Source organism: Vibrio sp. MarTm2 (genome assembly GCF_027587055.1).
Taxonomy (GTDB): Bacteria; Pseudomonadota; Gammaproteobacteria; order Enterobacterales; family Vibrionaceae; genus Vibrio; species Vibrio sinaloensis_D.
This window is the reverse complement of record NZ_JAPPTK010000001.1, coordinates 531,037-546,034: the sequence shown is the minus strand read 5'-3', so window position 1 is coordinate 546,034 and position 14,998 is coordinate 531,037. Positions and strand designations below refer to the sequence as shown.

The following is a 14,998-nucleotide window of genomic DNA, read 5'->3' as shown; positions in this document are numbered from 1 at the left end:
GATGTCGACGGAAAACAGTGTTGAAAACACACTAAAAAACGCCGTTGTTAGGCTTCAAGAGAGCGGCAGTGATTCGCCCTCTCTTGACGCAGCGGTGTTACTTTGCCATGCCCTCGACAAACCACGCTCCTTTTTACTCACCTGGCCCGACAAACTTCTAGACGCAGAACAACTTACGCAGTTTGCTTCATTGTTGGAACGTCGTCTTGGCGGTGAGCCTGTCGCCTATATCGTGGGAGAGCGCGAATTTTGGTCGTTGCCGCTTGATGTGGCACCCAGCACGTTAATTCCGCGTCCCGACACGGAAAGACTGGTTGAGATTGCGCTGGATAAAGCGTCCGACAGTGAAGGGGAGCTCCTTGATTTGGGGACAGGCACAGGGGCAATAGCTTTAGCTTTGGCTTCTGAGTTACCTAATCGCAGGGTGTGGGGCGTTGATTTAAAAGAAGACGCTCGGCAACTTGCCTCATCCAACGCTGAGAAGCTTAATATTCCAAACTGTGAGTTTCGTTCAGGTAGTTGGTTTGACCCGATTGAATCTGGTACGCAGTTTGCTTTGATCGTATCGAATCCACCTTATATTGAGAAAAGTGACCCTCACCTTTCCCAAGGTGATGTTCGATTCGAACCGTTGAGCGCGCTGGTGGCAGAGGACAACGGATTAGCCGATATCAAATACATCTCTGAGGTTGCCCGTTCTTATTTACAGCCGGGCGGTTGGCTGATGTTTGAACATGGCTATGATCAGGGAATCGCCGTTCGAGATCTATTAGCATCGCTTGGTTATGACCAGGTGGAAACATTCAAGGATTACGGTAACAACGACCGAGTAACCATCGGATTGTGGCCGAAAAAGAAATAAGAGAAACAACATGTACGAAGGATTAAAGCATTTTCATCTTCTGACCGTCGCTCTAAGTGCGACTTTATTATCGGTAAGATATGCGTTGATGATGGCAAATTCCAAATTGCTCGACAAAAAGTTTTTTAAAGTTTTCCCTCATATCAATGACACATTTTTATTAATTTCAGGTATCTACCTAATTGTGGTTACCGGTTTTATTCCGTTTACTGCCGCTGCCCCTTGGTTAACGGAAAAGATCACCTGTGTGCTTGCGTACATTGCACTTGGCTTTTTTGCACTAAAGCTTGGTAAAAACAAACTCCTACGAACGTTTTCTTTCTTTGGTGCTTTGGGGTGGTTAGCGATGGCCGGTAAAATTGCCATCACTAAAACGCCTATTCTGTTTGGTTAATACTTTTAGGTAGTCATTAATGCTTGAGTTGTTTGACGAAGACTTTGACGCAATGGAACTTGTAGAAGGTGCATTGGCATTGAATAAAGCCGTGAACCCCGCTACCGACGTACATTGGGCTGAGAATGAACTGCATAGACTACTGCAAGAAGCAGAGCTTTCATTAGCTCATGAGACCAATGAGCGGCAGAGATTTGATGCGTTATTGCGACTTTTCTACCATGAGTGGGGATTTCAGGGCGACCAAGATGCCTATTTTGACTCTTCAAACGGCTTCATTGATAAAGTACTTGAGCGCCGTAAAGGTATCCCAGTTAGCTTAGGCGCGCTTCTGCTTTACTTTGGGCGTCAACTTGGCTTTCCGGTGAAAGGCATCACGTTTCCGACCCAGTTTTTAATCAAGATTGATTGGTTCGATGAGACTTCCCAATACATCAATCCATTTAACGGTGAATATGTTTCTGAACATACGCTTGGTGCTTGGTTGATTGGTCACAGCGGCCCATTGGCGAAACTCAAACCGAGTCATTTGAAAGAAACAGACAACCCGACTGTGATTGGTCGTTGGTTGGCTCTACTGAAAAGTGCGCTGTTGCGTGAGCAACGCTATACGTTGGCTCTGAGGTGCACGGATTTAGCCCTGACGTTTGTCCCCGATGACCCGTATGAGATTCGCGATCGCGGTTTTATCTATCAACAGCTAGATTGCCATCAAATTGCATTGACCGATTATCAATATTTTATTGATCAATGCCCAGATGACCCAGCATCCGAATTGCTAAAGAATCAAGTCAACGCCATGAGTTCGACTCAGGTTGTCTTACACTAAGTCTATTCACAATGAATAGAATCAAAATTTAAGAGAGAAGAAAATGGAACAGAAAATCGTTCACGTTGGTGATATCCCTGTTGCAAACGACAAACCTTTCACCCTATTTGCTGGTATGAACGTGCTTGAGTCTCGAGACCTTGCAATGCAGATCTGTGAGCACTACGTAAACGTTACCGAGAAACTGGGCATTCCATACGTGTTCAAGGCTTCTTTCGACAAAGCAAACCGCAGCTCTGTCCATTCATACCGTGGTCCAGGTTTGGAAGAGGGCATGAAAATCTTCCAAGAGTTGAAAGATACCTTCGGTGTAAAAATTATCACTGACGTTCATACCGAAGCGCAAGCTCAGCCGGTTGCGGATGTTGTCGATGTGATTCAGCTGCCTGCATTTTTGGCACGCCAAACGGACTTGGTTGAAGCAATGGCTAAGACTGGTGCCGTTATCAACGTTAAGAAGCCTCAGTTCATGAGCCCAGGTCAAGTTGGTAACATCGTTGATAAGTTCAGCGAGTGTGGCAATGACAACATTATTTTGTGTGAGCGTGGCTCATGTCATGGTTACGACAACCTTGTGGTTGATATGCTTGGTTTTGGCGTTATGAAAAAAGCATCAAACGGTAGCCCGATTATTTTTGACGTGACTCACTCGCTACAGATGCGTGACCCATCAGGTGCGGCATCGGGCGGTCGTCGTGAACAAACGGTTGAGCTTGCGAAAGCGGGTCTGGCAACAGGAATTGCAGGTCTGTTTATTGAAGCGCATCCAAATCCAGATCAAGCACGTTGTGACGGCCCTTCAGCGCTTCCTCTCAACAAGCTAGAACCGTTCTTGGCACAGATGAAAGCACTTGATGATTTGATCAAAGGCTTTGAGCAAATTGAAATTAAATAGTTCGTACTATCTAAGTTTATATAAGCCAGCTATATCGCTGGCTTTTTTATTGGGTTTAACTAGAGTTGAATAAATAATAATCGAGTGTTTGTTAATCTAAGATAAAATAAAAACAGATTTTTATTATGTTATAACATAACAAAAGTTAGCGGCTAAAAGTGGCTAAATGACACGAAGTTTGCTGTTTGTGTTGATTAAATGGCTCAAGTCACATTTGTGGTTAAAATTGCAGTTATTCTATATAAACGTTTGCCTGTGATCTTTTATTTGCGGTGATGTAATTCCTCTCGTGTATTACATGATTAATGATTATTAAGAGTGATCTACCTATCATAAATATGAAATTCAAGTGTTACTTTAATTACCTTAATTTAAACTAGTTCAAGTTTTACTGCTCTTTCGGTGCATTTATACCGAGCGAGTCTATTCATTGAGAGCAGTAAGAAAAAGCAGTGGAAATCCCCAAAAAAAGTTCAAAAGGTATGACAATGAAGCAAGGCCTGATCGTAAAAAGCGCAATTAGCGCAGCAATTTTGGCTACTCTAGCGGGTTGTGCAACGGCACCACAGCATGAGTGGGAAGCAGACAAAACCTATAAGCTAACCGTTCTTCACACGAACGATCACCACGGTCGTTTCTGGCAGAACAAATACGGCGAGTACGGCATGGCTGCACGTAAAACGCTAATTGATCAGCTGCGCGCTGAAATCGCTGCAGAAGGTGGTAGCTCGCTACTACTATCGGGTGGTGATATCAACACTGGCGTACCTGAGTCAGATCTACAAGACGCTGAACCAGATTTCAAAGGTATGAGCAAAATTGGTTACGATGCAATGGCACTTGGTAACCACGAGTTCGATAATCCTCTAGACGTTCTAGAAAAACAGATAGAGTGGGCTAACTTCCCAATGCTTTCTGCAAACATTTACGACAAGAAGACTGGCGAGCGCATGTTCCAGGCTTACGAAATGTTTGAACTACAAGGCATCAAAGTTGCGGTTATCGGTCTAACGACAGAAGACACGCAAAAAATCGGTAACCCAGAGTTTATCGGTGGTATCGACTTCCGTGATCCTAAAGAAGAAGCGAAGCAACTGATTGCTGAGCTTCAGAAGACAGAAAAACCAGACCTTATCTTTGCTGTAACGCACATGGGTCACTACGAAAACGGCCAACGTGGTGTAAACGCTCCGGGTGATGTTGCGCTAGCACGTTACCTAGATGAAGGTTCTCTGGATATGATCGTAGGTGGTCACTCACAAGAACCTGTATGTATGGAAGCACCAAACGTTGTTAAGAAGAACTTCAAGCCTTCTGACGAGTGTAAGCCAGATGAGCAAAACGGTACTTACATCGTTCAGGCGCATGAGTGGGGCAAATACGTAGGTCGTGCTGATTACGAATTCCGTAACGGCGAACTAGAAATGGTAAGCTACGATCTGATCCCAGTGAACCTGAAGAAGAAAGTGAAGATCGACGGTAAGAAACAGCGTGTTCTTATTGAAGATGAAATTAAGCAAGACGAAGAGCTACTTGAATTCCTACGTCCATACCAAGAGCAAGGCCAAGCGCAACTAGACGTTAAGATTGCTGAAACCAACGGCAAGCTAGAAGGCGATCGTAACGTTGTTCGTTTCCAACAGACTAACCTAGGCCGTCTAATTGCAACCGCTCACATGGAGCGTGCAAAAGCAGACTTTGCGGTAATGAACTCTGGGGGTGTACGTGATTCAATCGCTGCGGGTGATGTGACGTACAAAGACGTACTAACAGTTCAGCCATTCGCGAACATTCTGACGTACACAGATATGTCAGGTAAAGAGGTACTAGATTACCTAAACGTAGTTGCAACTAAGCCAGTTGACTCTGGTGCTTACGCACAGTTTGCAGGTATCTCTATGACGGTGGCGAACGGTGAAGTTTCAAATGTATTCATCGGCGGAAAACAGCTACGTCTAGACGAGACTTACCGCTTCACAGTACCGAGCTTCAACGCAGCGGGCGGTGATGGTTACCCTAAACTATCAGGTCACCCAGGCTTCGTTAACACAGGCTTTGTTGACGCAGAAGTACTAAAAGAGTTCCTAGAAGCAAACAGCCCAATTGATGTGAACAAGTTCGCTCCATCAGGTGAGATGGTTTACAAGTAAGTTGACTCCAACTTATAGTTCTCATTAAGCTTAAACGCCACTCAGTTGAGTGGCGTTTTTTGTTGCTAATTTGGGAGGGAGTATGACTCCTGCTATTAATCTCGCTAAGAAGAAAAAAGTTCCTCATGTTATCCATCAGTATGAGCATGACCCGCGTGCTGACAGTTATGGGTTAGAAGCGGCGGAAGTGTTGGGGCAAGATCCCGCGAAAGTCTTTAAAACTTTGTTGTTTAGCGTAAATGGTGACGCAAAAAACCTAGCGGTTGCGATCATACCAGTTGCCCAGAAGTTGAACCTAAAGCAGGCAGCCAAAGCAGCAAAAGCGAAAAAAGCGGAAATGGCGAACCCTGATATAGCACAGAAAACGACTGGCTATGTGGTGGGAGGAATTAGCCCACTTGGGCAGAAGAAAGCCTTGCCAACGTTTATCCACAATAGCGCAGAAGCGTTAGAAACCATGTGCGTCAGTGCAGGCAAGCGCGGGTTAGAAATCGAATTAGCCCCAAAAGATTTAGCGGCGCTCACTCGGGCTCAGTTTTGCGAGTTGTGTCTGGATTAAAAAAAGGGTTGGCGTAGTGCCAACCCTTTTTGCTATTAAACGAAGAGAAACTACTTCGCTTCTTCTTCCATTTGGGCGTTATCAACAACGTGGTTTTCACCAAGTTCTTTTGGCAGGATAAGGTTGAGCATAATCGCCACGATGCCACATAGGCTCACACCTTGTAGGCTAAACTCACCAATACCAAATGCCATGCCGCCAATGCCAAATACAAGCGTGATCGCAACAATCACTAGGTTGCGAGATTTGTGTAGGTCAACATTGTTTTTGATCAGAGTATTTAAACCAACCGTCGCAATGGAACCAAACAGCAAAATCATAATGCCGCCCATGACCGGCATTGGAATGGTTTGCAGTATCGCACCAAGTTTACCAACCAAAGCCAGGACGATGGCAGTAACCGCAGCCCAAGTCATAATCACTGGGTTGAATGCTTTCGTCAGCATGACGGCACCAGTAACTTCTGAGTAGGTAGTATTTGGTGGAGCACCGACCATAGAAGCGGCAATTGTCGCCACACCGTCACCGGTAATAGTGCGATGTAAGCCTGGTTTCTTGATGTAGTTTTTACCTGTCACGTTAGAGATGGCCAACATGTCGCCCACATGTTCTACTGCAGGGGCGATTGCGACCGGAATCATAAATAGAATCGCGTTGATGTTGAACTCAGGCATGGTGAAGTTTGGTAGAGCAAACCATGCTGCTTCTTTTACTGGAGTAAAATCAACGATGCCGTAGCCCAAGCTTAGGCAGTAACCCACAACAATACCGCCAAGAATTGGCGTCAGTTTCAAAAAGCCTTTTGCAAACACGCTCAGTACGATGGTCGTAAGCAGTGATGCGATAGAGATAACCAGCGACGCATCAGCATCAATCACTTGTGCGCCATCGACTTTACCCAAAGCCATGTTGACCGCGACCGGAGCTAAACCAAGGCCGATCACCATAATTACTGGACCAACCACGACGGGTGGCAACAGCTTGTGAATAATCTCCACACCGCGCACTTTGATTAATGCTCCCATCGCCACATAGACGAAGCCTGCAGCCATCAAACCACCCATGGTTGCAGGAATGCCCCATGTTTGAACACCATAAAGAATAGGAGCAATGAAAGCGAAAGATGAGGCAAGGAAGATTGGAACGGTGCGGCGAGTAACAAATTGGAAAAGAAGGGTACCGATACCAGCGCCGAACAGGGCAACACTTGGGTCGAGGCCAGTTAACAATGGCACAAGGACGAGGGCACCAAATGCGACGAACAGCATTTGAGCACCTTGGATGGCATTTTTCATATTGTTATTCCTTTGGGTGGCGGTAAGTAGTAATTACTCTACAGAAAATAAAATTCGCGGGATTTTATCACCGTGCCAAACGATTGCAATCTGAACTGGATCAAATATTTTGGTTTTTATTCATAGATGACCAAAATGCAAGCGAGAGTTGGTGATTACGTAGGACGGGATTACAGAGAGCTTTAGTTGCTCCATTATCAATAGTTGCTTATCATCGACGTTTAAAGTGAAAACTGGATCCTAGGAAGAGTATGCGTCATTTAGCTTTATTGGCTTTAAGTTTGGTCGGATTGCCTGCAATGGCTTTAACCACTGTTGATTTGTACCGTTCAGAAGTGATTCTGGACCAAGCGGTGGACAATGCCGACGCCAAAGCACGTGTGGAAGGCATGAAAGAGGTCATTGTTAAGGCCTCTGGCGATCGTAATGCCATCAGCAATCAGGTTGTACAAAAAGCCTTGAAACAAAACGGTCAATACCTGACTCAGATCAGCTATGGTGACTTGAATGGTTCGCAAACACTTAAAATGGGCTTCAGTGCACCGCATATCCGCTCTTTGTTAAGTCAAGCGCAGCTACCCGTTTGGCCAGCAGATCGCGCTAACTTGTTGGTCTGGTTGGTTGAAGAAGGGCAAGCAGAGCGCAATATTGTGTGGGAGCATGCAGATTCTTCCGTGTTGACTCAGATGAAGCAAGAAGCCGATAAACGCGGACTGCCTTTGACAGTTCCTGTTGGCGATTTTGATGATATTACCGGTTTGAGCGTGTCTGATTTATGGGGAGGGTTTGCCTTACCTGTGGGTCAAGCCAGTCAGCGCTATCCGGTTGATGCTGTGTTGGTGGTGAAAGCGCAAGGCAACAGCGTCAGATGGACCTTGTATGATCAAAAGCCTGCGACTGTGGGTGTAACGCGTCAAGCGCCTATTACAGGCTCGAACAATGGTGCGGATGCAGCAAGCAAAATGGTCAATCAAATTAGCGATTACTACGCTAAGAAAAGTGCCGTTGTTGTGGCGAGTGAATCGTCCGAAACCCTGAAAGTACGTTTTACAGAGCTCAATGATGCGGTTGGCTTTTTTACGCTGGAGAACAAGCTAAAAGGGCTAAGCTCAGTGGCTGCGATTGATATCTTGAAGATTCAAGGTAATCAAGTGACGTTCAACATTCACTTGCTCTCATCGCAAGCGGAGTTCGAACAAGAAGTTAAACGTGTTGCCCCTGTTGTGCAATTAGAAAATGCCATTGAACGTGAGGTTGTGCCGCCAGTAACGGCGGAGACTGATATCTCTCGTTCTCAAGATGTAGCGGTTATGAATACAGAATCAAACGACGCAGAAGCGATTCAACCTGTCACAGTCGAGAGCCTGCCAGAAGTAATTCCTGCGGAGTCTATCTTGCAGTTCGAGTGGCAAGGCAAGCCGTATGTCTACACTGCGCCGGTTGAGGTTCTACCTGAAGATGCGAACGACGTATCGAGCGACATTGAAGGGGAAGCCTTGGATAGCTCAACGAGTTCCAACGGCTAATAAAACGAGAAAGGGCTGCATTTGCAGCCCTAATTGTTTCAGATGATATTAGTTGTCTGATTCGAAACGCGCTTTTTCTTCTTTCTCAACTTTTGATAGTCTTTTTAACTTCAAGCCTAACTCTTTTCCTCGTGCTCTGGCGTAGAGAATATTGCCAAAAAACGCACTTGTCGCAAGAAGCAGCTCTACAACAGCTAGCCAGCGCTCTCCACCATCGACATAAAGGATGGTCAAACCGTGTAGAAAGTAAAACATGAGAATGAAGTTCGCCCAAGCATGGGTATAAGGTTTTCCTGCCAAAATCCCGGGTAGCGGCAGTAATAGTGGGATAGCCCAAGCGATCGCGAGAGTGGTGCTACTGATGTGCGGGTGCGGAGATAAACTCAGTTGCCACAAGGCAATCCAAGCGAGTAACGCCAAATTGCCAAACAGAGCAAGCATACGAAACCGCTTAGTTTGAGGCTGCATCTCGTGCATGGTTATGATTCCTTCATTTTCAGTGCCGTCGAGGCGAGGCGTTTTCCAAGTTGTTGCGCCAGTTCGATTTCATCTGCGGTCAGTCCCGCAGTACCGGAACTGACGGTTGTTGCACCATATGGTGTTCCGCCACTTGTCGTGGTGTGCAGCTTTGGTTGTGAATAGGGGATACCCAATATCATCATCCCATGATGCAATAATGGCAGCATCATAGTTTGCAGCGTTGTTTCTTGTCCGCCGTGTAGGCTTGAAGACGCGGTGAAGACGCAGGCAGGCTTATCTATCAGATCACCTGATACCCAAAGCGCGGTGCTCTTATCCCAGAAATGCTTTAAAGGTGCCGCCATATTGCCAAACCATACTGGACTACCCATGGCTAAACCGTGGCACTGCTTAAGTTCATTGAGCGTAATTATTGGGTCGTCTGCTTGGTCCGAACCGTCAATCTCTTCAACGGTTCTCAGCAAGGCCTCGCAACCCTCGACAGATTCAATACCGCGTGCAATTTGCCTCGCCACCGCTCGCGTAGAGCCGTGGCGACTGTAATAAAGAACAATGATTTGGCAGATCATAGAATCTCAAGTACTTGCTCTGGCGGGCGACCATGACGCGCTTGACCGTTATTCACAACGATAGGGCGCTCGATGAGTTTTGGATTGTTCGCCATCGCTGAGAACAGTGTCTCGTCATCGGCTTCTGCTAAATCGAGCTCTTTGTAGAGCGCCTCTTTGGTGCGCATCATGGCACGAACATTCTCAACACCCAGTTGAGTGTAGAGCGTTTTTAGTTCTTCAATACTCAGTGGTGTATCTAGGTATTTAACCACTTCCGGTTCAATACCTTTTTCTTCTAGTAGAGCAAGGGTTTGGCGACTTTTAGAGCAGTGTGGGTTATGAATAATCACGACTGACATAGGTGAACTCCTGTTTTTATTGTAATGCTAAGAAACGCTCTCGTTGGACCATAAGCTGATCAATACGAGCATCGTATCTGGCTTGTTTCAAACTTCCTAACTCCGCGAGTTGGCTCGCTTGAGTGTAATATTGAATGGCTTTATTCCAGTTTGCTTTTAGGGCGAGAATTTCGGCGCGCGCCGCTAAATCTTCATCACTACGACCAAGATGAATGCTGGCTTCCGAAAGCAGGTGCCAGCCATTTACGTCATTTGGATAGTCATGTGTATAACGCTGCAATACTCGAATCGCTTCTTCGTTCTTCTCTCGTTTGATCAATACGTTGGCATAATTGATGGTGATCACCGCATTGTTTGGTGTTGCGGCCATCGCTTTTTCAAGCATCGACTGTGCGAGCTCTGGTTTCTTCTGTGCGATATAGAGATCGGACATCGCGTCCAGATAAAAGTGATTGTTGCGATCGCGGCTTAGCAATTCTTGTAAGATTTTGTCCGCTTCTTCAAGCTCGTTGTTATCGAGGTGAACCAGCGCTTTCCCGTATTGAAACGCGACTTTGATGCTTGGGTCTGCTTTCTTTTCCGTACGCTTAAACCAGTCTTGAGCAGATTTGGCTTGTATCCCTGCATATCTGGCGACGATTCGCGCGCGCGCGAGGTTGTAATCGAGCGAGGGCTGAACGCGAGGTTCAGGGTAGTTTTGTGCTCTTGCCCGGCTGTCGGTGATACGGTCTTCAGGGAGCGGGTGAGTCAGCAACATCGGCGGCGGTGTGCTGGCGTAGCGATACTCATCTGCGAGGCGGCCAAAAAACCTTGGCATGGCTTTCGGTTCAAACCCTGCCTTGGCTAAGGTGGCGATACCAAAGCGATCGGCTTCTTTTTCATTGCTGCGGGTGTAGTTAATTGTCCCTTGCATACTACCAGCTGTCGTTGCGGTGATAGCTGCCATCCCCGCCTGTGGAGACGCGATGGCGAGCAACAATGAACCTGCTAGTGCGGCTAACGTAGCAGGAGAGCGCCGCGCTTGATCTTCCATGCTTCGCGCCAGGTGGCGCTGCGTGACGTGGGCAATCTCGTGGGCAACAACTGAGGCGAGTTCACTCTCGCTTTGTGCATGCAAAAATAAACCAGAATGGAGCGCAATGTAACCGCCAAAAAACGCGAAAGCATTGATGTTTCTGTCACGAATCATGAAAAAGGTAAATGGGGTTTTTACGTCGTCCGCGTTCGCAACTAATCGGTGGCCTAAGTTACTCACGTATTCGTTTAAAACGGGGTCATTGACGATGGGCTGACTCGAGCGCAGCATCCGCATGTAAGCGTCACCGTAGATGAGCTCTTGATCAATCGTGAGAGTGCTACTGGCCGTCGTGCCGATGTCTGGAAGCTCGATACTGTTTGCACTAATCGAAGGTGCAACGAGTGCGGCAGAAACACAGAGGCAGACCAAAGAACGCGTACGTTTTAACATAGATTTCAGATGATACTCCATTGATAACATTGTCAGATGTTGGATTTGATTGACTGACAGGTACCTTTTTGACACTTCATCATTGAGATGGTTTCGTCACGCAATCCAACTCTTATATTGGACTGTAGGTCTGATAAGCCAGCGGCGTGTGAAAGATCTTCGTCGCTAACTTTTTACACTGACGCGTTTAAAAAAACACTATACAATGCTTCCATGATAAGCATCGAGCGAAAGAATGGAACCTAATATTTTGGATTTACGCCAAGAGCGGTGTCCGCTGGCACTGTTACTTGCTAAGCGTCACACTAATCTATTAAAGGTTGGTGACTCCTGCTGCATTCTTATTCGCGAATCGAGCTCTAAAAGTGATATTCAAAAATTTCTTCAAAAGCAACATTTTGACCTGTTGATTGAAGAGATGGATGACCACTTCCGAATCCACGTGAACAGAACTAAGGAAATGTGTTGAATGTTTGAAATGGTAAGCCGTTGGTATAAGAGACGTTTTTCAGACCCGCATGCGGTGAGTCTTGTTGCCATTCTCCTATTTGGTTTTATTACCATCTATTTCTTCGGCAATTTAATCGCACCTTTGTTAGTTGCCATTGTTCTTGCTTACTTACTGGAGTGGCCAGTTTCTCAACTGTCTCGTTTAGGTGTTCCTCGTACGTTAGCGGTCATACTGGTGATACTTGGATTCAGTAGCTTGATGCTGGTGGCTGTATTCGGCTTAGTACCGACCATCTGGCAACAAGTCGGGAACCTAATTAATGACATACCAACCATGTATGTCGGTTTGCAGAGCTTCATCGCTGAACTTCCTCATCGTTATCCTGAACTCGAAAACTTCCAAATCGTCGAATCTTTGGTGACGAATGCGAAAAACCAAGCAATCGGCATGGGTGAAACGGTAGTAAAAGGATCATTAGCGTCTTTGGTTAGCCTTGCAACCTTAGCGGTGTATCTAATCTTAGTGCCACTGCTTGTTTTCTTCTTGCTGAAAGACAAACAAGAAATGATTGAAATGGCGAGCGGCGTGTTACCTCGTAATCGCCGTTTAGCGAACAAAGTGTGGCATGAGATGAACGAGCAAATCTCAAACTACATCCGCGGCAAAGTGATGGAGATTCTCATTGTTGGCGGTGTTAGCTATGTGACTTTTGCCATTCTTGACTTGCGATACTCGGTATTACTTGCCGTAGCGGTTGGTCTGTCTGTACTGATTCCCTATATCGGTGCGGCGGCAGTCACGGTTCCTGTGGCGATGGTAGGTCTATTTCAATGGGGACTCACCCCGCAGTTTTACTGGCTATTGATTGCTTACGGCATTATCCAAGCGCTAGATGGCAACGTGTTAGTACCGGTCCTGTTTTCTGAGGCGGTTAATTTGCACCCTGTTGCAATTATCGTCGCGGTGTTGGTATTTGGTGGCTTGTGGGGCTTTTGGGGGGTGTTCTTCGCCATTCCTTTAGCAACCTTGGTAAAAGCAGTATGGAATGCACTGCCTAGCCACGACGAGGAAGTGCACCCAAACACATAACATCACTTGTTACTCTCGCTGATAGATAAAGCCTCAAACAAAAGTTTGGGGCTTTTTTTGTCGGTTTTCGCAATCTTCTCGTAAAATTACATTTACACACGTAAGATTTTGTAAGAAATTTCTCAAGTAAACGTTAGTCAGGGCGATAACAAGAATATTACAACAACTATAATTATTACTGACAAATTTGAGGGAAGATATGAAATTTAGCCAGAAGATCGTTGCGGCCTCATCTGGATTGCTGCTAGTGACTGTTGCTCTGTTGTCTATTCAGCAGTTGAGCACGGTTAAAGAAGAGGTGGAAGCACTCGTCGATACCAGCCTGACTGAGATGGTAAACGGGGTCAAAAATACCGTTGTCTCAGAGATGGAAAGTAAAAAAGGTCTAGCAAAATCGATGACCGAAGTGATTGAGCTAGCACCAAACGACCAAGTTTACGTCAAAAATATTCTTGAGAAACCAACACTGAAAAGCAGCTTTCTCGCAGTAGGTTTTGGTTATGAGAGCAATGGTTTCGTGATTGAAAATGATGATGGCTGGGAAGCTGGACCAGATTACGATCCACGTGTGCGTCCTTGGTTTATTGATGCCAAATCGAAAGGCCAATTGGTGGTTACTGCACCTTACGTAGACGTCTCCTCTAAAAAAGTGATTATCTCCATCGGTACCCCGGTCAAAGAAAACGGTCGTTTTATTGCGGGCATGTTCTATGACTTAGAACTTGGTGGTCTTGCTGACTTGGTCAACAGTGTTAACTTACTTGATGCAGGCTACTTATTTATCGTCACCGCAGACGGCACGACGATCGCGCACCCAGATGCTAAAAACAACGGCGAAAACCTCTCTTCATATCTGCCTAAAGCCACGGTGAGCGAAGGCAATCAACGCTTTGAAAAAGACGGCGTGAACTACCTTGTCCACTTTACCAAAGTGCCGTCTGAAAACTGGTATATCGGTGCGATTGTTGACGAAGACATTGCGTTTGCTGCCATTGATTCTATGCGCAGCAGTTCGATGATTTATGGCATTATTGGCGTTGTACTGAGCGTTCTGATTTTGACCTTCTTGATTCGTGTGTTGATGCGCCCTCTAGATGTGCTTAACGCGGCGATTCAAGATGTTGCGTCTGGACAAGGGGACTTAACTAAGCGTCTTGACACGAACACGGACAAAGAATTTGCTCAGTTAGCAGAAGGCTTCAACACCTTTACCGAAACGCTACAAAAGCAAATTCAGCAGTCTAAAGCGATTGGTGCGGAAATTCTTCGTGGTACAGAAATGACGGTCCAAGGATCGCATGAATCTGCAGAGGCGATGCGTAGCCAGTTGCAAGAGCTTGAACAGCTTGCCACGGCAATGAATGAAATGGCGGTCACTGCAACCGAAGTCGCGAACAATGCGCAAGGCGCTGCTGCAGCGGCTCGTGAGGCAGATGAAGCTACTCAAGATGGTTCATCGGTCGTGAGCGATACCACAATGTCAATCGACACCTTGTCTGCTCGTATTGATCAAGCGGTTGAAGAAGTGCAAGGTCTTGAATCAGCGACGGCGAACATTGAAACCATTTTGAAAGTAATTAACGATATCGCAGACCAAACAAACTTGCTGGCATTGAATGCGGCGATTGAGGCTGCGCGAGCAGGGGAGTCTGGTCGTGGATTTGCGGTGGTAGCTGATGAAGTTCGTACATTGGCTCAGCGCACACAAGAATCAACCACTGAAATCCGCAGTATGATCGAACAATTGCAATCGGGCGCAAGCTCAGTTTCTGCCGCAATGAACGAGAGTAAAAATACGGCGGTTGATGCAGTAGATAAAGCTCAAGCGGCAGATGGCGCGCTGCAACGTATTCGTGATGCAATCCAACGTATTACCGATATGAACATGCAGATTGCTTCTGCGGCAGAAGAGCAAAGCTTGGTGGCGGAAGAGATTAACGCAAACACGGTCAAAATTAAGGACCTGTCGACTCAGGTAGCGGATGCGGCTGAAAACGCCAACATCGCGATGCAGGTTCAAACCGAAAATGTTCGAGAGCAAGACAACATCTTGAACAAGTTTATTGTTTAATCAGAGTAAAACAAAACGC

Annotated in this window: 15 protein-coding genes; 10 read left to right on the top strand and 5 right to left on the bottom strand. The window is 46.2% G+C overall.

Features of this window, described 5'->3' with window-relative positions; all coding sequences use genetic code 11:
- Nucleotide 1 precedes the first annotated feature (1 nt).
- The 6 genes from prmC (at nt 2) to ybaK (ending at nt 5,689) form a co-directional block, all read left to right on the top strand.
- On the top strand, nt 2-862 hold the full coding sequence (prmC, locus tag OH458_RS02505; protein ID WP_269977167.1) for a peptide chain release factor N(5)-glutamine methyltransferase: 861 nt from the start codon (nt 2-4) through the stop codon (nt 860-862).
- Between the two features lie 10 nt (nt 863-872).
- Nucleotides 873-1,256, top strand: coding sequence for a SirB2 family protein (locus OH458_RS02500; protein ID WP_038133797.1), 384 nt, complete (start codon nt 873-875; stop codon nt 1,254-1,256).
- A gap of 19 nt (nt 1,257-1,275) precedes the next feature.
- Nucleotides 1,276-2,085 (top strand): SirB1 family protein, encoded by an 810-nt coding sequence (locus OH458_RS02495; protein ID WP_038193287.1) that lies wholly within the window; start codon nt 1,276-1,278, stop codon nt 2,083-2,085.
- A gap of 43 nt (nt 2,086-2,128) precedes the next feature.
- Nucleotides 2,129-2,980, top strand: a complete 852-nt coding sequence (gene kdsA, locus OH458_RS02490; RefSeq protein WP_269977166.1) for a 3-deoxy-8-phosphooctulonate synthase — start codon at nt 2,129-2,131, stop codon at nt 2,978-2,980.
- 488 nt (nt 2,981-3,468) lie between these two features.
- Nucleotides 3,469-5,130: a bifunctional UDP-sugar hydrolase/5'-nucleotidase UshA gene (gene ushA, locus OH458_RS02485; protein WP_269977165.1), complete on the top strand. Its 1,662-nt coding sequence runs from the start codon at nt 3,469-3,471 to the stop codon at nt 5,128-5,130.
- An 82-nt stretch (nt 5,131-5,212) separates the two neighbouring features.
- On the top strand, nt 5,213-5,689 hold the full coding sequence (ybaK, locus tag OH458_RS02480) for a Cys-tRNA(Pro) deacylase (protein ID WP_005476383.1): 477 nt from the start codon (nt 5,213-5,215) through the stop codon (nt 5,687-5,689).
- Between the two features lie 50 nt (nt 5,690-5,739).
- Here the strand turns inward: ybaK and OH458_RS02475 are convergent, their stop codons facing one another.
- Nucleotides 5,740-6,984: a uracil-xanthine permease family protein gene (locus OH458_RS02475; RefSeq protein WP_269977164.1), complete on the bottom strand. Its 1,245-nt coding sequence runs from the start codon at nt 6,982-6,984 to the stop codon at nt 5,740-5,742.
- A 251-nt stretch (nt 6,985-7,235) separates the two neighbouring features.
- Here OH458_RS02475 and OH458_RS02470 point away from each other — a divergent pair, with 251 nt between their 5' ends.
- Complete coding sequence (locus OH458_RS02470; RefSeq protein WP_269977163.1) at nt 7,236-8,510, top strand: DUF2066 domain-containing protein; 1,275 nt, start codon at nt 7,236-7,238, stop codon at nt 8,508-8,510.
- Nucleotides 8,511-8,558: 48 nt separating this feature from the next.
- Here OH458_RS02470 and OH458_RS02465 read toward each other — a convergent pair whose 3' ends face one another.
- The 4 genes from OH458_RS02465 to OH458_RS02450 are packed head-to-tail and all read right to left on the bottom strand — an operon-like array spanning nt 8,559 to nt 11,368.
- Nucleotides 8,559-8,987 (bottom strand): DUF2069 domain-containing protein, encoded by a 429-nt coding sequence (locus OH458_RS02465; RefSeq protein WP_005476385.1) that lies wholly within the window; start codon nt 8,985-8,987, stop codon nt 8,559-8,561.
- Nucleotides 8,988-8,989: 2 nt separating this feature from the next.
- Complete coding sequence (gene wrbA, locus OH458_RS02460) at nt 8,990-9,559, bottom strand: NAD(P)H:quinone oxidoreductase (RefSeq protein WP_038193298.1); 570 nt, start codon at nt 9,557-9,559, stop codon at nt 8,990-8,992.
- Nucleotides 9,556-9,900 carry an arsenate reductase (glutaredoxin) gene (gene arsC / locus OH458_RS02455; RefSeq protein ID WP_269977162.1) on the bottom strand — a complete coding sequence of 115 codons (345 nt, stop codon included), beginning with the start codon at nt 9,898-9,900 and terminating at the stop codon, nt 9,556-9,558. The genes wrbA and arsC overlap by 4 nt, the downstream gene beginning before the upstream one ends.
- Before the next feature lie 16 nt (nt 9,901-9,916).
- Nucleotides 9,917-11,368 (bottom strand): beta-barrel assembly-enhancing protease, encoded by a 1,452-nt coding sequence (locus OH458_RS02450; RefSeq protein ID WP_269977161.1) that lies wholly within the window; start codon nt 11,366-11,368, stop codon nt 9,917-9,919.
- A gap of 235 nt (nt 11,369-11,603) precedes the next feature.
- Between OH458_RS02450 and OH458_RS02445 the strand changes: the two genes are divergently transcribed.
- From OH458_RS02445 to OH458_RS02435, 3 genes are all read left to right on the top strand, one after another.
- The gene (locus OH458_RS02445) at nt 11,604-11,837 is read left to right on the top strand and encodes a sulfurtransferase TusA family protein (RefSeq protein WP_269977160.1); all 234 of its coding nucleotides are present in this window, start codon (nt 11,604-11,606) and stop codon (nt 11,835-11,837) included.
- Nucleotides 11,838-12,908 (top strand): AI-2E family transporter, encoded by a 1,071-nt coding sequence (locus OH458_RS02440; RefSeq protein WP_269977159.1) that lies wholly within the window; start codon nt 11,838-11,840, stop codon nt 12,906-12,908.
- Nucleotides 12,909-13,107: 199 nt separating this feature from the next.
- Nucleotides 13,108-14,979, top strand: a complete 1,872-nt coding sequence (locus OH458_RS02435) for a methyl-accepting chemotaxis protein (RefSeq protein WP_005476358.1) — start codon at nt 13,108-13,110, stop codon at nt 14,977-14,979.
- The last annotated feature ends 19 nt before the right edge of the window (nt 14,980-14,998 follow it).